Annotated in this window: 12 protein-coding genes; 2 read left to right on the top strand and 10 right to left on the bottom strand. The window is 49.3% G+C overall.

Features of this window, described 5'->3' with window-relative positions; genetic code table 11:
• Nucleotides 1-74 precede the first annotated feature (74 nt).
• Complete coding sequence (locus BLW29_RS21530) at nt 75-2687, bottom strand: cadherin-like beta sandwich domain-containing protein (protein WP_090983400.1); 2613 nt, start codon at nt 2685-2687, stop codon at nt 75-77.
• A 401-nt stretch (nt 2688-3088) separates the two neighbouring features.
• Between BLW29_RS21530 and BLW29_RS21535 the strand changes: the two genes are divergently transcribed.
• Nucleotides 3089-4138, top strand: coding sequence for a LacI family DNA-binding transcriptional regulator (locus tag BLW29_RS21535; protein WP_177186750.1), 1050 nt, complete (start codon nt 3089-3091; stop codon nt 4136-4138).
• A gap of 82 nt (nt 4139-4220) precedes the next feature.
• Here the strand turns inward: BLW29_RS21535 and BLW29_RS21540 are convergent, their stop codons facing one another.
• The gene (locus tag BLW29_RS21540; protein ID WP_090983404.1) at nt 4221-4646 is read right to left on the bottom strand and encodes a hypothetical protein; all 426 of its coding nucleotides are present in this window, start codon (nt 4644-4646) and stop codon (nt 4221-4223) included.
• 173 nt (nt 4647-4819) lie between these two features.
• Here BLW29_RS21540 and BLW29_RS21545 point away from each other — a divergent pair, with 173 nt between their 5' ends.
• Nucleotides 4820-5167 (top strand): helix-turn-helix domain-containing protein, encoded by a 348-nt coding sequence (locus tag BLW29_RS21545; RefSeq protein WP_090983407.1) that lies wholly within the window; start codon nt 4820-4822, stop codon nt 5165-5167.
• Here BLW29_RS21545 and BLW29_RS31885 read toward each other — a convergent pair.
• The 8 genes from BLW29_RS31885 to BLW29_RS21580 all read right to left on the bottom strand — a co-directional run bounded on the left by BLW29_RS31885 (nt 5133) and on the right by BLW29_RS21580 (nt 18604).
• Entirely contained in the window at nt 5133-5267 is a 135-nt protein-coding gene (locus BLW29_RS31885; RefSeq protein WP_256208771.1) for a hypothetical protein, read from the bottom strand. The two genes, BLW29_RS21545 and BLW29_RS31885, sit on opposite strands and share 35 nt — an antisense overlap.
• Before the next feature lie 187 nt (nt 5268-5454).
• The gene (locus BLW29_RS21550) at nt 5455-7533 is read right to left on the bottom strand and encodes a GxGYxYP domain-containing protein (protein WP_090983409.1); all 2079 of its coding nucleotides are present in this window, start codon (nt 7531-7533) and stop codon (nt 5455-5457) included.
• Nucleotides 7534-8201: 668 nt separating this feature from the next.
• Nucleotides 8202-10412, bottom strand: coding sequence for a hypothetical protein (locus tag BLW29_RS21555; RefSeq protein ID WP_256208772.1), 2211 nt, complete (start codon nt 10410-10412; stop codon nt 8202-8204).
• Nucleotides 10413-10470: 58 nt separating this feature from the next.
• Nucleotides 10471-13485 (bottom strand): alpha-mannosidase, encoded by a 3015-nt coding sequence (locus tag BLW29_RS21560; RefSeq protein ID WP_090983410.1) that lies wholly within the window; start codon nt 13483-13485, stop codon nt 10471-10473.
• An 82-nt stretch (nt 13486-13567) separates the two neighbouring features.
• Nucleotides 13568-15034 carry an extracellular solute-binding protein gene (locus BLW29_RS21565; protein WP_090983412.1) on the bottom strand — a complete coding sequence of 489 codons (1467 nt, stop codon included), beginning with the start codon at nt 15032-15034 and terminating at the stop codon, nt 13568-13570.
• An 89-nt stretch (nt 15035-15123) separates the two neighbouring features.
• Nucleotides 15124-16053, bottom strand: coding sequence for a carbohydrate ABC transporter permease (locus tag BLW29_RS21570; RefSeq protein WP_090983414.1), 930 nt, complete (start codon nt 16051-16053; stop codon nt 15124-15126).
• A 3-nt stretch (nt 16054-16056) separates the two neighbouring features.
• A complete protein-coding gene (locus BLW29_RS21575; protein WP_090983416.1) occupies nt 16057-17043 on the bottom strand; it encodes a carbohydrate ABC transporter permease in 987 nt (328 codons plus the stop codon).
• 382 nt (nt 17044-17425) lie between these two features.
• Nucleotides 17426-18604, bottom strand: coding sequence for a GntR family transcriptional regulator (locus tag BLW29_RS21580; protein WP_090983417.1), 1179 nt, complete (start codon nt 18602-18604; stop codon nt 17426-17428).
• Nucleotides 18605-18837 lie beyond the last annotated feature (233 nt).

Genomic DNA, 18837 nt, shown 5'->3' on the forward strand with positions numbered 1-18837 from the left:
CTACGAAGCAAGGCTGGCCTTAGTCAATAGACTAAGAACCAGCCTCCGATTGGAAGAGTTTACAGTATGTTGGATTAACCGCGAACTACGGTGATGGTGTAGGTTTGCTGCGTCGTACCGTCCGGTGCCGTTACTTTCACCGTCACGGTGTTGTTGCCCTTCACCAAGCTGCTGCCCCCGGTAATCGCTGCTTTGGCCGTAGGGAATACGGTCAGCGCTGTAACTTGAACCGACTTCGTGTTCTTAGATACGTTTACCTTGTAAGCAAGCTTGTCAGGCGAGAAGCCCGGTACCGGTTTCCCGTCAATGAACAAGCCTATTAAGTTCGCATTGCTGGATTTGGCGCGGGTGATCGTAATGGTATAGGTTTGCTTGGTTCCGTCCTCCGCTGTTACCTGTACGTTTACTTGATTGCTCCCGATGACGAGCGATAAAGCAGGATCGACGGAAACCTTGGCTGTCTCGCTTGCCGCTTTAGCACTCACATACACCACAATCGTACTGTTCGGCACGGTTACGGAATACGTAAGCTTGCCGGGTACTAAAGCAATCAGCGATTGCCCGTTAATTTTCAATTCGCTTAGCGCGGTGTTGCTGGATTTAGCCCGAGTGATTGTCAGCGTATATACCTTGCTGCTGCCATTCTCAGCTGTTACCATTACCGTGGCCGTGTTGGTTCCAACCGCAAGTGACGTACCGCCGTTCACCGCAACCGTTGCATACGGATCAGCAGTCGTTGTCACCGCGATCGAAGTCTTGTCGTTCGGCACCTGCAAGGAATAAGAGAGCGTATCCGCCGAGAAGCCTGCTACCGTGACACCATCGACTTTCAGGTCGCTAAGGTTCGCATTCTTGGAAATGCCGGATGGGAACACCAAGTCAGGATGTTGGTTGTAGAAGCTGCTTGCCGCCGGACCGACTCGTGTAAGATCACCGAGGCCGTCTACGCCGTTCGAGGTCCAAGGCATCATGCCTTGCCAGCCATTCGTGTATGCACTGACATAATCCTGCGTCAATGTGTGACCTGTCGTGCCTAGTGCTGCTGTCTCGCCGATAACTGCCGGACGATCCGCTGACAATCCGAACTGCTCCGGTGTCATGTACATCGGGTTGCCCCAATATTGACCCATCCAGTCGTAGTAATGCGGTGACCAGAAGTCAAGCTTCGCCTGCGGATTGCCGCCGGCTTTAGCCATCAACACGCCATCGCCAACCTTATTGCCTTGGCAGCCTTCTGTACACGTGTCGCTGTTGTATTTGATCATCGCTACGCCTACTGTTGTGAGCACGCTGCTGTTCGCATGAACGCCCACACTCATTTTGGCGAAGAGGGACTGGAGGTTCTCCCAAGGAAGTTTACTTTCCTCAAATACCCAATCCGGCTCGTTCATAAAGTCGATCGACCACAGATAAGGATTGTCCTTGTACCGATTCGTAAAAGGAATAACGTAGTTACTGACATAGGAATCAATGTTAGACTCGCTCATCAACATCTTTCTCCAGCTGTCATAGCTCGGATGGGAGTTCTTCATATGGTCAAAAGAAAGCAGCGTTGCCATGATATAGACGCCATGCTTCTGAGCCAGGTAGAACAAGCTGTCCAGATCATTCCAATGTGCCGCCGTCGCACCGGATACATACCCGTTAGCATCGATGTTGATGCCAACTTCTCCGTTGGAAGTAATCCAGACACGGGATGCATTCACGCCATTAGCATGCAGCAGCGCAAAGTGGGTATCCCAGAAGTCATAATCGAAATCGCCGCCGAAATCATTCCAGTTATCCCAAGGCGTATTGGCTCCATTGAACCAAATCCGCTCATGACCGGCATTGAATGACGTGCCTTGGATTGTAATGTGATTGCCTTGGCTTGAAGGAAGATCGCGAATCAGTCTAATCGTATACGTCTGCTTCGTTAGATCCTTCGCCGTTACTTCCACCGTAACTGCATTCTCACCAACGCCAAGATTACTGCCTCCGGTAATTGTCACAGCCGCATCAGCTGCAGTAGTTGTGGCCGTTACAGCTGCTGAAGCTGTGCCGTTCGGAACATGTGCAATATACGAGAGATCTTTGCTTGTGAAACCGGCTACCGTCGTGCCGTTGACGCGAAGATCGCTTAGTCCCGCAGGATTCGGAACTTCAACAGGCGTACCGCCTTGAATGCCGATGCTGTCGATATAGACGCTGCCAGCAAAGTCGCCGCTCGATTGCACTTGAACGCCAAATTCATTGAAAGGCGTCTTGGCACCGGCCGGGATTGTCAGTGTCATCGTATTCCATGCATCCTTGGTCAAATTGGCATACGGCACGTAGTTGCCTGTCCATGACCAGGTGCTGTCCATCATATAAGGCTGGACGCCTGCAATGCTTGCACCGCTCGGTACCCAAATATGGAATTCATAAGTGCTTCCTGCGGTTAGTCCGGCAGGCGAGCTCAGTTTAGCGAATGGCCCAGCGGAGCCTGTAACATTAAGTGTCATCTTCATGGATTGATTGCCTTGGTAGGCTTTCTCCGTGGTAACAGCCAGAGTTGCCCCTGCCGTTCCTGTAAAGCCTTGCGTATTTGTCTCGAAATTGAATTGTGCCGGATCTGCTGCAGCGTTTACACTTGCAGGTAGGACTAGCAAAGCTGCCAACATAGACATGATGAGGAATAAGGCGATCTGTTTACGAAGCTTAATCATTCTTCATTCACCCCAACTAATGTAGTTTTAGTAGATTTCCTAAAGCCTAGCATTGACATTCCCGCTAGAACTCCCCCTCTCGATATCGTGAAGCGCTTACATGATTGCGAAAAAATAGAGACACGGTTTAGGAATCTGCTTTGCAACTCAAACTTTACAATGTAATTATTTTTGTAAGATTTAAGTTTACAATTTTGAGTTGAATCTTTAACTGTTTAGTGATTCTGATTATAGTCGATGCATTTTATTCCTGTAAATATGCAATTTTCGAATTCACTTATCGTTCAGGCTATGTTCGTTCATTGTTTTGTTTAGTTACAAAATTGGCGTTTTGTTTATTGACAAAAATATTGGGTAACTTACAATGAAAAGAGAGATTTCAACATCGAAGGATGGTTACCGTGAACAGAAAAATAACGACCAGCGATATTTCCCTAGCACTCGGCCTTTCCCGGAACACCGTTTCCAAGGCACTCAACGGCCATCCCAGCATTACCGTAGAAACGCGCAAGAAAGTGGTGGACCACGCCATTGCAATGGGCTATAAGAAATTGAAGCCCTCTGCAGCTAGCGGTACCGCTGCTGAATCCGTCGGCAAAGCCCGGAGCATTGCATATATCACCAAGAGCCAGATCAATCACGGGACAGGCTTCTGGATGAATGTCTTAAGCGGCGTCGAGCAGATGATCAGCCAGAACGGCTATGAGATGAAGCTTAGCTTTATTAAGAATGAAGATATCGAAGCGCTTGAGCTGCCGGCCTTGCTTGCAAGTGACATTGCCGGATTTATCGTAGCAGGCAGCTTCGACAAACCCTACACAGAGAAACTGATGGCACTTCCGCATCCGAAGGTATTCATTAACGTCCATCCCCATATACCGCTGCCCGGCTTGCAGGCAGATGTCGTCTTTATGGAGAATGAAGACAGCATCTACCAGATCACGCGGCATCTGATGAATCACGGCCATACCGAGATCGGATTTATCGGCGAAATTCAATCATGCCGCAGTTTCATGGAGCGTTGGTTCGGCTTCCAGCGTGCTCATTTCGATGCGAATTTGCTGATTCAGCCATCCCTTTGCATTACATCGCAGAACGCGGAGAGTTATCAGAACTATGAAGGGATTGCACGTTCCTTGAAGGCATTAAGCAAGCTGCCAACCGCCTTCGTTTGTGCGAATGACAAGATTGCCCTTCATGTCATCAAGTATCTCTATGAAATCGGCAAATCGGTCCCTCGCGATCTCGCTGTGACTGGGTTCGACCAGATTAGTGAAGCTGAGTTCCTCGGCTTCACCCTTACGACTGTCGCGCTCGACGAGTACCAGCTAGGCCAGCGGGCAACGGAGCAGCTGCTTACCCGCATGAGCAAGCCTAACCGCGCGTTCGAGACGGTGCGCTTAGCGGCCGATGTCGTCATTGGCGAGAGTTCGTCCCCCAGACAGCAGTAAATAATCAACGCAGGCTTCTCAACTCCGCGTTCAATTGAACATGGGTGAGAAGCCTGCGTTGTATGTCATGCTATAGCAATCGTTAGTTCACCTTAACAAGCAGATGCGTGTATTTCTTAATCTTCGCCTTCGAAATCGGGACACTTATTCCCGCATCCCCTTTGAAATAGGCATCGTTGCCGTACAAGCCTACCTCAATGCGGTCCACTAGAGGGACATTGACCAGACAGGACGGATGAAACAAATCATAGCCAAGCGGAGTCAGCACCTGCTTATAGTGCTCCACGTTGACCAATTGCAGGTAGACGCCGTCACTCGTTACAAACATCGGAATGCCAGGCTTATAGCTCGACTTCCCCCTTAACTGCGGCGTTACGCCCATGTATAACACTTCTGTGGCCAGATTCAAATTTCGGCAAATCACCTGGTTGTTGACCGGTTCCATTTTGACGCAGTAGACATAAATGGAGTCCGTTTTCTCGTTGTTCTTGTTGCCCTGATTGACCACCTATTGCATTCTACCTCCCATAAATTCACATATCGCGACTTTCATAGCTATTAGTATATGTTCACATTACGTGATTGTAAATATGTTTAGACACATTTAGAGTCTGATTTTCCTCGACCATAGGTTGTAAGCTATAATAGCTAATAATTGGATGACGTTATGGGGGTGAACGGATGCGTACGTTCGGAGAACGACTTTCTTACTTGAGGCATCGCAAAGAGTTGTCGCAGGAGGAGTTTTCGAAGATGCTGTCGATCGGAAAAAGCACATTAGGGATGTACGAGACAAATAAACGTGAGCCTGGCCATGATATGACATCACATATCGCGGCATTCTTCGAAGTTAGTGTGGATTGGCTAACGACAGGCAAAGAGTTCGCCTATGCGCCGATGGCATCTACGCAAGAGGAGATTATCATCAAGGACCTCGTGCAGCGCTATAATATTGATCTGACAAGAGATCGTACCAGAGAGAAGCTGGAGAAGATCATTCAGCTTGTTTTTGAAGAATCGACAGGATGATCGCATTCTGAATAAACGCAATCAATTCCTCCGTCTGCACATCATGTAATTCCGGTATTTCCTTCTTCAATTCCTCGATCATACGCCGAACTTCGTCCATGGACTTTGACTTACCCCTTTGGCAGTTGTTCTTATAGTAATAGTATAAATCGAATTGCAAGATTTGACATATTAATTCAGGTTGTTAGATTATTATTGACATAAACTAGTAAAACATGGTAATGAAAGAGGCTTCCCCCTCACGTTCGGTTGAACGTGCGAAGGGAAGCCTCTTGCGCGTACTAGCGTTACGGCTTGCTAGGCAGTTTGTTCGCTTGACGAATTAGCGAGAAATACTGGTCCGCCAAGACGACGTCATATTCAGGTCCAAGCGAATCGGTAATCGCAACAACGTCTGTAGGTGTCAAGCTCCAGGCCAGAAGACCGATAGAGACGAATAGCGGCGATTTGCCATCCCATTTGGCTTTGGCATCGGCGAGTATTTTAGTTCCTTCGCTCACAGCGCTGATACCTCGGATTGTCGAAACCGGCAGTCCATTGCTGATTTGCACCTCGGAAGTATCGCCCCAGCTCAAGAATACTCCTGATGGATTGTACTCCTTACGGTATGCCGTGCTCTTCGCATCGCTAAGCGGAATGTTCTGTCCGTCTACACGGTTAAGGATATAAGGAATGTCCATTCCCGTCTGCTTCAGATACTTCTTGCTGTTCTTCAAGAAATCGGCGAACGAGCTGTCCGGCCATGCGTCCGGGTAGAAGTATCCGGCGCCGGAAGGTCCGGCGATAATTTGATCATTCGCTGTTGCCGAACTCCGGAAGTAGTTCAGCATGACCGGAGCCGCATCATATAACAGCGGGCTGGATGTCCAGTTAATCGGCACTTGGCCGCGCTTTGGATCATCCCACAGAATACGCATCCGGTGCTGGTTATACTGCAGGTTGTCCCCTTCGCTGAACGTATAGGTGACATAGATTTTGTTCTCCAGCTTCACCGGTGCAGGCGCTTTGGACTTCACATCCTTCGGCTTGGAACTGGAGAACACCGTTAGATTGCTAAACCAGTCTGCGGCCAGAACATAAACGCCATGGTTGGAAGTGACTTCAACGCCGTTGAACTCGCCTTCCACATCATTGTTGAACCAGCCCAAGTAAGGCGTGCCCGGTTTCACATCAGATAGGATTTTCTCGAAAAGCTCCTTCTGCGCCGGAACATTGGAATCGAGCCAGAACACCATCGCTTTATTGGCAACCGCGTAGTCGCGCAGGTAACCATACGGCTCCTTCGTCAGTGACGTGAACGGCTTCTCATTGCTTGCGCTTACTTTGTATTGATTCCACATTTCCGCGGACACAACCAGCTCTTTCGTACCGGCCGGCGGTGTGAATTTATACGTGAAGTAACGACCGTTATCCGCAAAACGATGACCGCCGCTGCCATCCGAAACTTGCGAGCTCTGCGGATCATAGAGGAACGGCTCTTCCTCAGGCTTACCCGGAAGGAAATGTGCGATGACTTGGCCATCCGCTTTCACGGTTACTTCATGCACCGCTGCCCCCCACCCGTCAGCCGGGAACGCATCGCCGAACTTCACATACACATCCGGCTTGCTCAGATATTTGCTTAAGTCGAGGTCATATACTTTGCGATTGGCTGCATCCCGCTCTTCCGTCGGCTCCTGCGCGATCGTTTCGAAGCGGTCCGGCTGTTCGACTGGCGCCTTCGCCGTTACGTCAGGGCTGAGGCCGACGATCATCCGGTGTGTCGTTTCTTTCCATAGATTCTCATACTGCCACGTGTAGGCATCCAACCGGTCTTTGAATTTCCCCTGCAGATCCTCAATTACGCTTAGGTTATATGGAGCAGCCTTCAGCTGTGCCGCAAGCTCCGGGCCTACAGCAACGCCGCCTCTTAGCCCCGCCAGCGTGGTCGCAACGTTAATCGAATCCGGGACGGCCGGATCATATATGATGATGCCTTTGACTTCGCCTTTATAGCGTTTGAGAATATCCCAGTAGCTGTCATGGACGCGGTAGTTGACATTCAGATCGTTAAGCCATTTGAATTTACCTTCTTCTTTGTTCTCAATCAAGTAAATCCGCGGCTCCTGGCGATTCACAATCCCTTGCAAGGTACTGAACAACAGCTTTATGTCTCCCGGAGCGTCATAAATATCAGCAACATCAAGCTGCTTCGCCTGTTTGAAGCTTGGAAGCATTTGCTCCTTCGGCCAGGAGATGGACTGAGAAGATGGGTTGGTATTCTGCGCCTGTGAAGCATTCTCTTGAGGAGACTCGGCGAATGTGCCTGACGAGAATGTTATCGTGGATACTAATGCCAGACTGATTGCGGTTAGCTTACGGATCATATTTACTTACACCTCTCAGTTATGGGATTGTAACGCTTGTTCAGATTCGTTCGTTTGGCTTCGTAAATCAGTTCCAGTCGCTTACACCCACACCTCCTTAACAACCGTTGCTCGTAGCGCACCAGAACTTTAATCTCATGTATATATTTAATATATCTTTTATGATTACACAATCGTTTCGACAAAATTTCCCATAAAAATAAACAGCTAGCCCTACATCTGGGACCACCTCGTATCCATAAACGACAAACAAAAAAGACCGCAATCGCGGTCTTCATGCTGTCCAATAAAGTCTCGACAGCCAATGTTAGTGTAAACGACATGCTTACAACTGCAACGGTTGTCAGCGTGGCTATTTCATGCAAATTGACTTGTTTGAAGCGCTAACGGTTGTGACAGACGTTATTTGCAGCATACGGGTCGATTTCTTGTGGAAAGCGTGCAATTAAGCTCGCTGGCAACCGTTAGAAAATAAAAAGGGGACATTCATGCCAAATAGCCACTGTCACAACCGTTAGCCTTGGAAGCGACGGCAGCATGCGCACATCGCGGTGGCATTGGCCCCAGAGTCGTGTGGAAAGCCGAAAAACCCACGTTCTATTGAACGTGGGTTCGCGATGAACCGAAGACCGCGACTGCAGTCTTCGGTCTTATCCATTCCTAATCAACTACCACAACACTTCCACCTGAACGCCGTCAGGGCTGTTCGCATAACGGAGCAGCACCGTCTTGCTTCCCTCATCCCACACGTAAGCCCCTTGCGACTTCGAGCCATCCGCAGCGCCTAGAATAACTTGCTTAGGCTCACGCGGGCAGCGGAAGCGTGCAGAAGCCTGAATGCCTTCCGGTCCTCGAGCAACGAACGCAAACCCTACGTCCCGCTCCTCGATCCCATCGATTCTGGACGCAGCAGCAAGGAGCTGCACGCCATCCCCAGCTCTGCTTAGATCATAGAGCAGCGCTTGTTGACCCGGCTCTACCGTTACCTCATGAAGCACAGGCAGGTCAGCATTCAGCAAATCCACATAGGCCCCATTCAGCACGAAGGATTGCGTATCTACCGATTCTTCCAGTACGGCTGCTATAACATAAGGACCACGGCGCAGCGCCATGCGGTTCATCGTTTCCCACTGCGAGGCAGAACCTCCCAGTGCCTGCGTTTGTGCTCCACCCGCTGCCGCAAGTGCTCCCCTGACCGTCAAGCGCAGCTGATCGGCCGCCTCTCCATGAAGCGCACACTCAGCAGGATGAACATTCAAATACGCCAGACTTCCTCGGCCAACGGAATAGACACCGGGCTGCAAGGAGGCTTCCAAGCCCAGACATGTGAAGAGATGCTCCATCGGTGTGGCGTATTTCTTCGATCCCTGGTTCCACCATTCCCGAACGGCATGGAAGTCGTCGCTGCCATCGCCTACATAGATGAGCGCTCCCCCATCCTTCACCCATTCTGCCAATACGTTATGAAGACCGGCTGATTCCGGCTTCATATACTCATAGCTAAGAACCAGCGCTTTGTAATCATCCAGATAACCCGCGAATCTTCCCGCGTTATCCAGCTGTACAGGCCGCACTGCCGCACCATGTTTCAATAAAGGCAAGGTTAACCCATAGAATGGCGACCAATCAAGCAGTTCCATAAACTCGCTTCCAAGCGCAGATGCCACTTCCGTACCGTCATATTTGAATCCGGTCGCCTCTTCGCTCCAATCGGGATGATTGCGCTGGAACATGGCGGAATCCGCCAGCAGCACGCCGATTTGCAGGTTCGAGGTCAACCATTCCGTATCCGGCTGATCCATATCTGCCAGCGTGTTCAGCACAACCTGCAGCTCCGTCGCATACGCAGCCGGAATGTTTACGCGCCCCTCTTCACCTTGCTTCGGATACGTACCTTGATAGATCCGTCTAGGCCAAGGACATACCTCGTACCGGCTTACATGCGGATGCAGAAGCGAGGCAACCAAGGTCCGAATATAATTCTGGCGGTAATCCTCCCACGTATGCTTCGGATCATCGGCAATCGGATCATGCAAGAACCACATCCGGCGGTCCGTGCCGCGAACAAGTTCCTGCATAATGCCGTATTCCAGGAAAGCCGTCTCGAAGGTTCGCTCCTTACGAACTCCCTCATAAACGTTCGGCGTCTGAGCCGTCCCCGTCCACACCTGCGCAATATAACCGTCAACACCCGGCAGCTCGAGCAGCTTCGATTCCGGACTGACAATGCGCCACTGCGTATAGTTAATCAAACTATGTGTCGGCACATAGAAGCGAATATTCCGGTCATACTTAACCTTTGCATATTCCTTCAGCGTGTTACAAATCCGGTCCAGCGTACGGGCATAGAGATGCACCTTCAGCTTCGAAGCCCGATATTGCGCATCAACCGACGCATGCGGTGGCTGCCACGGCTCCCGGTAGTAAATTTCCCATTCTCGTTTAAAAGCGTCCGAATAGCCGCCTTCCACCCAGAACTCCGGCTCTTCCAGATGGATCGCTTCCACGCCTGCATCAACCGCGACACGAATCTGCTCGGTCAGGAAATCCGCATAAGCAATCGTTGGCACCATATAAGGAATATCCACGGATGTCCCGTGAATGATATGTTCGTTTCTGCGATTCTTCTGCGCTTCATCCCAGTGCGTTCTGCCATCCACTTCGCCATTCAAATAATGCTGATAACCGCCCCAAGAAACGCCTGTCATCAGATGCACCACATACCCTTTTTCCTTCCACGTGCGAATGCGTTCCTTCAAGTCCCCGCGAATCCCATACACCATTACAAAATCAGTCTGCAAATCATACGACGGATGGTACGGCCCACCCTCCTGGAAACCAGTTAATTCGTTCGAACGTTCTCTTGAAATCAAGGACACGGCTGCATGCCTCCTTATCAGTGTACAAAAAAGGGAAGGTCAGCCCTTCCCTCTCTGTTTATGCATTCAACTTGATGCGAAGCGTCTTAATCTCAAAAGGCTGGAAGGTCAGCTCTGCCGAGCTCGACATTCCCTGCAAAGCAGCTACCGGATTCTCCAGCAGATCAGTCTCCTCGATCGTCTCACAGGTCAGGCCAAAGTTCACATTCACCTGCGCCCGCGTACCTGAAGCTTCGTACAGACGGATGATAAGATGCTCGCTATCCTCCGCTTTCTTAACAGCCTCGATCATCACATTCGGATTATCGAGTTGAATCAGGGAACGCAGCTCGGAACGCCCTGCCGCAGGAGCGGCACCGGCCGACTGCACAACCGTAAGCGGCGTATTCAATTCATAGCCTTTACGGTATACCTTCGCCTGAACGAAGTCCCCTTGATGCGGATAGATCGCATACACGAACTTGTGCTCAGCACGGTCGCAGGCAGGGTCCGGATAGCCGGGACTGCGCAGCAAATTCATATCCAGTACGTTTCTCTCCGCACTGAAGCCGTACTTGCTGTCACTAAGCAGCGCGATACCATAATCAGGCTGCGATAAATCTATATATTGATGTGCGCAAATTTCATCCCTAACGAACTCTACCATCGTATTGCGCGTTGTCGGCCGTTTCAGATAACCGAACTGAATCTCGCAATTGACTTGGTCCGACATTACGGTGACAGGGAAAGAGGTACGAAGCATTTTCTCCGACTCCTGCCAATCTACTTTCGTTTCGAATTGAATCGTCGTTCCATCCTCAGCTAATACGATACGTTGCTCCAAGAAAGACTCGCCATAGCGATAGGTTTGCACAAGCACTGCATTGGAGCCTTCAATGGAAGCAGAAGCGCTTTCCAGCTGCATCGTACCTGCTACTGTATCTCGGTAATCGCGCGGGAAATCCCATGCATCGCCTTTGTCATGATAGATGGTCAGCACATTCGCCTTCTTGCCGACTTCAATAGATTCTCTGCCCGCGACTTTATCATAGATGGATAGAATGCTTCCATCCGGCGCAAACGTAACGCGCAGATTGCGATTTTCAAGTAAAGCTTCCTCTGCTTGCAGCTCATGAGATGCCTGACGCGTGCTGCGCAGCTCTTCCGAGAGCGCGATAAAGCCCATTGACGGCACATTTACAGCGTATGGAACGCCATTCTGCACCACGACCTCTTCACGATCCCATGGCAGCGAATTGACAACGATCGCCTGCCCGCCGGCAATGCCGGACAGTCCCGCAACGTTCGCATAAGTCTGCTCAATCATCTCTGCCACTCGGGTATGAAGGATTTCATAACGAGCCAGTGATTCATCGAACACACGCGTAATCGAAGAACCCGGCAGGATATCATGGAATTGATATAACAAAACTTCTTTCCATATGGTATCAAGCTCTTCTGCAGGATACGCCTGCCCGCCGAGCGCAAGTGCCAGCGATGCGGCAAATTCCAGCTCCCGCAGTGCCTTTTCCATTTTGCGGTTATACCATTTGTTTCTCGCTTGCGACGTCAACGTCCCTTGATGCTTCTCCAAATACAGCTCACCGCGGTACGTTTGGAAGCGAGGCCCTTCCTCCGCCAGCTTCTCGAAGAAGGATAGAGAAGACTCCTGAACAACAGGCGGCAATCCGAGAAGATTATGCTCGCGCGCCAACCGTTCCAAATGTTCTTCGCCCGGTCCGCCGCCGCCATCGCCGATGCCGAACAACATCAACGCATGCTCGGAAACGTTGCGGTCTAGGTAGTTGCTCTCAATCTTCGCAAGCGATCTCGGTGCTCCCGGACTGTTATACGTATCCTCAGGCGGCAGATGGGCAAGCACTTTGCTGCCATCGATACCTTCCCAATGAAAGCTATGATGCGGATGCGTATTGTATACGCTCCAAGACAGCTTCTGTGTCATCATATAGTCGACGCCGGATTTCTTCAGAATTTGCGGAAGACTCCCGTTGTAGCCGAATACATCCGGAAGCCACAGCACCTTCATCTCCTCGCCAAACTCATCCTGGAAAAACTTCTTCCCGTACAAGATCTGCCTAACCAGCGCTTCGCCGCCGGAAATATTTGTATCCGGCTCCACCCACATGGCGCCTTGTACTTCCCAGCGCCCTTCCTTCACTCTCGCCTTGATCTGGTCGTAGAGGGTCGGATAATACTCTTTCATCCATTGATACAGCTGCGGCTGACTGGCGCCGAACACATAATCGGGATACTTCTCCATGTTGCGAAGGACGGTCGAGAACGTCCGTGCCCCCTTGCGAATCGTCTCCCGAATTGGCCATAACCATGCCAAATCCATATGCGCATGTCCGATCGCGCTAACCGTCACGGTCGGATCTCCTCCGCGCTTAGCAAGCTGCGCAGCTAGAATCTCCCTAGCGCGAGCAACGGTTTCTTCATTAATGACTTCAAGCGCAAGCGCTGCCTCATATAGACTCTGAATAACTCGTTCTTTCCTTGCGCCGGCATCAGGCAGTTGCTCCGCCAGCTCCAGCAGTACCTCATAGTCATAATAGAGACGACGGGTTTCGTCGCTGCATATCGCGATATCCGCTTCTTTGAGCGTACCGCTTCGATATTTCCCGAATAAATCGTTGCACCCGGCATCTGCCCATAGATGAATGGCTTCTCCGGCAGCGGATTCACTGATATCCACCACACGTTTACCCGGCAATCCAAGGCTGAAATCAAATTCGGAGTTAATGTTAGTGAGTCCTTGATAAGGTGACCCTTCGTTATCGACTAAGCACAGCTCACCGTTGACATCAATCAGAAGCACGACTTTCTTCCCCGCAGCACTCTCCGGCACGCGGCCCTCGAAGCGGAACCACGCACAATCCCATAAATTCCCCCATTTATCACCCGGCTTCACATCCATGTAGCTTCCGGACGTACGCTCTGCATAAGGGACAGGCTCCTTCGTCACCCACGCTGAAACTGTCAAAGCTGCTATTGGCTCATAGATGGCATTTCGAATTCTTGGCAAGAGCCCTTTTGCCTTTTCCAGTATTATTTTCTTCGTCTCGTAGGGCATTACGGTCCCTCCCATTCCTGAACGTTTGTTTTATTAAGCAAAGAGGACTGACAAAAACAGTCCTCTTCGTCTTTGTGCCTATTTATTTGGTTACTAGTTCAGCTCTCTTCTGAGCATCATCCAGAATGGCTTTGATATCGCCGTCTGTCATAAGCGATTTCACTGCTGCATCGCCAAAGATTTGCCAAGCCTTCGAGTTGTCTTTCGAGAAGGTTGGAAGACCTTGAACGTTGCCGATCATCGCTTGATAGTGCAGGTACATTTCCGGATGCTTCGTTTTGTAGTCATCCGACTCTGCGATTTCTTTCAGAATTGGCGAGCGCGTGTTGGAATCCGCAATAAGCTGTTGAACATCCTTGCCATACATCGCTCTGATGTAATCAAATGCCGCTTCTTTATTCTTAGCATCTACAGGAACGGAGTGGAACGCAGCTCCGATCGTTACGTTACCCGGTTTACCGTTTGGCGACAATGGAATCGGCGCCATACCGCACTCTAGGCCAACATTCTTACATTCTTGCGCACGCCACGGGCCATCAATCAAGTAGGCCAGTTGACCTTTATTCCAAGCATCGAAGTATGTACCTTCGTTGTTGTTCAGCATCAAACCTTTAGGGTGGTTAGCGTTCAGTGCTCTTAGCAATTCGATCACTTCAACGTTAGCATCGGAATTGAAGGTCGGTTGTCCTTTATCATCGGCGAAAGTTCCGCCATTGATTGCAACCAGTGCACCGTAACGAAGGTAGCCGCCGAAGTTAGGAGCGCCATATACGCCGCCGCCGTAGAACTTACCTTTGCCTGCATCCGTTACTTTCTTCGCGTTGTCTACAAGCTCAGCCCATGTCGTGATGGCTTTCTCAGGATCCAAGCCGGCTTCTTTCACCAATTTCTTGTTCCAGAACAAGCTGCTTACGCCCGGCTGTGAAGCCAAACCATAGATCTTACCGTCGAATTCCATCGGTTTCCAAGCTGCAGGAGCGAGCTTCTCACGAATCTCTGCTGCCATATCATCCGGGAAAGCCTCAAGCAATCCTTGTTGAGCAAAACCAGGCATTTGCGTTTCGCCTACGATGATATCCGGAATGTTCTTAGCCAGGAAGCCTGCTGTTTCTTTCTGGACCAGCGGCTCGCCCCAGCCCCAATCTTCGGTTTTGATGCTAATATTTTTTTCTTTCAATTGGGTGCTGATGAATTTCTGATAATAAAGACCGAATGCTCCGCCTTCAAATTGATTGCCCGGCGTATAGCTTGTATCTGTACCGCCGTCTTTCAGTTCTTTCTCTTTCGAAACTAACAAATCATCCACTAAGCCCACGCCAATGCCGACAGCGCCTTCATTCAATACAGTAAGCGTAACAGGTTCTGCAGCAGCGGGCGTATTCTCCGTTGTGTTATCCGCCTCATTCGTTGCTTCAGTCGTATCCGTTGTTGCTGTGTTGCTTGGTTTCTCATTCTCTGCTGCGGAATTGCCGTTATTCCCGCCGCAAGCCGTCAGAGCAACCATTAATAGCGCTGTTCCCATTAAGGCTGTGGTCTTTTTTAATTTCACATAAACCCCTCCATTTGTGGATGACTATTTGCTACATCTGAAATATAACATACTAATATAATATATTCAATATGTTATTTAGATTTATTTTAGCCTTTAATCCCCGTGTTAGCCAACCCTTGCACAATGTACTTCTGGAAGAAGAAGAACATTAATAGTGCAGGGATTGTTGCGCCAAGTCCAAGTGTAATGATGAGAGGCCAGTTCGGTATTCCGGCTGGACCGGCCGCAGCGGACGACAATCTCGTAATCGCGGCAGGAAGCGTCTGCAGCGAGTCTGTTGATGTGTAGAAGAACGGGGTAGCAAAATCATTCCATGTCCCAAGCGCTGTTGTAATTGCTATATATGCCATAATCGGCAGCTGCAGCGGCAACAACAGCTGGAATATGATCCGGAGCGTACTCGCACCATCCACTTTGGCTGCTTCATCCAATTCAAACGGAACCTTTTCAATCGACTGTTTGACTAGGAACGCGCCCATAATATTAATGCTCGGCCCGCCGATAAGGTACACCCACCAAGTATCCAGAATGCCCGTACCGCCATTAAAGATATGATTGCCTCCGGCAAACGGGAATCTCGCATACTCCAAATAAGTAGGGATTAACGCAATCGTACCCGGAATCATTTGTGTACCGAGCAGGAATAGGAATAACTGATCTTTCCCTTTAAACTTCAGCCGAGCGAATACATACCCCGCCAGGAAGGAGGTCAATAATGCCCAGAATGTGTTGTAAACCGTTCGAATGGAGGAGTTGATAAAATATTTCTGTACCCCTGCTTCCGTAGATCCATAGAACAGGACCAAATAATTACGCAGCGTCGGCTCCTTCGGAATCGGGAGCAGCCCTAGTACGGATGAGGTGAATTCAGCTCTGCTGAAGAAGCCCGCCAATACCATAAATACTAAAGGATATAACAATACTAGGCCGACACCGAACAATACGATATGTGCGAATAAATGGGTTGGCTTTAACTGAACCGCGACTTGTTTACGAAACCCTGCTGTTGCTGCCATGGATTATTTCCTCCTTTTCAACGGGATTGTATTGCTTCTGTCCGAATTCGTTGACCAGCGATAGTAGAGCACCGTTACCGCGAATACAACAACCGCCATCACAAGCGACGAGGCTCCCGCCATTCCCATGTTGAAATCCCAGAATGCATCCCGATAAATACGGAACACGAGCACTTCTGTCTGTCCGTAAGGACCGCCGTTTGTCATAAACAAGACCTGCTCGTAAATTTGGATCGCGCCGATCAAGCTGGTGATGACGATATAGGTTGCAATCGGTTTCAAACCAGGAAGCGTGACATTCATTAATTTGCCCCAGCGGCCGGCACCGTCGATTTCCGCTGCTTCGTACAACGTCGGATCAACGGATTGAAGGCCGGCAAGCCAGATGAGCGCCGCACCGCCTACGCCTTTCCAAACCGAGTACACGACGATCCAGAACACGCCCCAGAACACGGAGTATTGCCATACAATCGGTTCTTTGCCAATCGATTTCAGAAAGTTATTAATGACACCGTTATTCGTATCCAGAAGGATGTTGAAAATTTGGGTTGTCGCAACTGCCGAAGTAACAGCCGGAATGTACCAGACGGAGCGATATACCCCTTTACCGAACAAAGGCATGTTCATCAGCATAGCTGCTCCGAAACCCGCCGCCAAGGTAACTACCGTCACCAAGCCGCCCATCCAAATGGATCTCCAGAGCGCTTCGTAATACAGCGGATCTTGAAAGAATCGGATGTAGTTATCTATGCCAACGAACTTCGGACTGCCGGCAATGCCGATCCATTCGAAGAATCCCAGCAAGAAGCCGAATAGAATCGGGAAACCGGATAAGACAAGCCACCATAATATCATCGGACCTAAAATAACCGTGGCAATAATCGCATCTCGGTGTTTCTTGGTGAATTTTTTTAACGTTGACTGACTGCTCACATTTGCACTGTTTTGCAGCGAAGTTTGACCGCTCACAGTTAAACTGCTTTTCTCCATATTCACGCGCCTCCTATGTCGAATTATTATTCTTCACGTTTCAAACCGCGGCTTGCTCGCCGGATTAACTCATCAGCTGAATCTGGCTATACCGGATAATCTTCAGTGAATAGCGAACTTTGTTCCTTATTCTCTTAAACGTCCAGCTGTCATCTTTATCACTTACACCTTAAATTTGTTTCAATCCTCTTCTGCGTCTTTCGGCCATATGTCATCGATAGCATCTCCCTCGTCTCACACGTCACATTCCATATATTAATCACTATAATATAAATTATATTAATTATATCATTATAGTCAATTGAAATTTATAAAAAAAACCGACAGCCCTGTGAATGTTACATCCACAGCGCTATCGGTCCTTCATTTGAGTATAGGTCTATTAGTTTAATTGACCTGTTGTTTTGCGAATGACAAGGCTTGGTTGTAGGTCAATCTTCTTGTAGCTCGGCTGTTTGCCTTTATTGTCAATCACTTGCAGCAACAAGCGAGCAGCTTCTCTGCCGATTTCTTGCTCCGATTGGTCGATATGCGTCAGCAGGCTAAATTCGTCCAGCAGCGGACTCGGGTTATCGAAGGTAACAATCGAGATATCCTCCGGCACGCGCAGTCCGACTTGCTTGGCAATCGTCAAGATGTGGACACCGAGCGCACAGTTCAGTGCAATGTAGGCCGTCGCCATCCGGTTCTTGATAAAGCGATACAGCGGATGATCCTGGTTCAATATGGTGTGGTTCTCACTTGACGTAGTAAATAGCGTATTTACACTCCCTTGCGAAGCATTAACATGGAAGTCAGTCAGAATCAGCGCCGGATTAATGAGTGCGCCTTTCTGTTTCAGCGCTTCATTGTAGCCTTGAATCCGCTCCTCCACCGATACGGTCATAAGCGGAGAATCCGAACAGATTGCAATATTCCGGTGACCCAGACTCCATAGATGATCAACCGCCAATATGGAAGCTTGGACACTATCAGAAGATACGACATTCGTTTCGACGCCAGGCAGGTGACGATCAATAAGCACGAACGGATAATTTTGCATCTTCAGTGCGATAATTTCTTCGTTGTAGACTTCGGCATCCACCGGGAAAATAATTAATCCGTCCACGCTATTCTTCAGCTCACGAATGACTTCCTTCTCCATTTCCTTGGAGTTGTAGGTGAACATGACCACCACGGAATACTTGCTCGCTTCCAGCATTTCCGTAATCCCATGAAGCAGCCGGATCGCGAAGTAATCGCCGATGAACGGAAACACCAAACCAATCTTCGCCCGGTATGTCGCCCGATTCGGCACAGGCGTTTCAATTATTGTACTTGTCGCAATATGCGTCTCCGGAATGCCTTTGATAAAGCTTCCTCTACCCGGTATGCGATAGATCCAGCCGTCCTTCGCCAGCTCTGCCAATGCATTAACAACCGTAATCCGACTGACCTCGAACTGATCCATTAGATCCTTCTCTGTCGGAATTTTATCATCCTCTACCAGTTTCCTGGTTATAATCAGGTCCTTAAAATAATTTTGAATCTGAATATATAGAGGCTCTCTATCCTGACTCATGAGCCACTCCCCCATTATCTATTTATTTCACCGCACGTACCTTTATATCAAATATATCATAAACATTCTGGATTATAAAGTAACCTTACATGACGCACCTAATAAAAAAATATATACCTCCCACAACCAAACATTTATGCAATTTATTAGTTATTTTTCCTCTCGAGCCGTTATTTTAAACAATATAATGATCATGTCAAATAATGTGCGCTCAACAAAACAAAAAGAGAAAC

It is taken from the genome of Paenibacillus sp. CF384, from assembly GCF_900106745.1.
Classification (GTDB): Bacteria; Bacillota; Bacilli; order Paenibacillales; family Paenibacillaceae; genus Paenibacillus_Z.

Excerpts from the sequence above, each read along its gene's own strand:
- BLW29_RS21530 (WP_090983400.1), bottom strand. The coding sequence starts at position 2,687 with ATGATTAAGCTTCGTAAACAGATCGCCTTATTCCTCATCATGTCTATG.
- BLW29_RS21545 (WP_090983407.1), top strand. The coding sequence starts at position 4,820 with ATGCGTACGTTCGGAGAACGACTTTCTTACTTGAGGCATCGCAAAGAG.
- BLW29_RS31885 (WP_256208771.1), bottom strand. The coding sequence starts at position 5,267 with ATGGACGAAGTTCGGCGTATGATCGAGGAATTGAAGAAGGAAATACCG.
- BLW29_RS21550 (WP_090983409.1), bottom strand. The coding sequence starts at position 7,533 with ATGATCCGTAAGCTAACCGCAATCAGTCTGGCATTAGTATCCACGATA.
- BLW29_RS21560 (WP_090983410.1), bottom strand. The coding sequence starts at position 13,485 with ATGCCCTACGAGACGAAGAAAATAATACTGGAAAAGGCAAAAGGGCTC.
- BLW29_RS21570 (WP_090983414.1), bottom strand. The coding sequence starts at position 16,053 with ATGGCAGCAACAGCAGGGTTTCGTAAACAAGTCGCGGTTCAGTTAAAG.
- BLW29_RS21575 (WP_090983416.1), bottom strand. The coding sequence starts at position 17,043 with ATGGAGAAAAGCAGTTTAACTGTGAGCGGTCAAACTTCGCTGCAAAAC.
- BLW29_RS21580 (WP_090983417.1), bottom strand. The coding sequence starts at position 18,604 with ATGAGTCAGGATAGAGAGCCTCTATATATTCAGATTCAAAATTATTTT.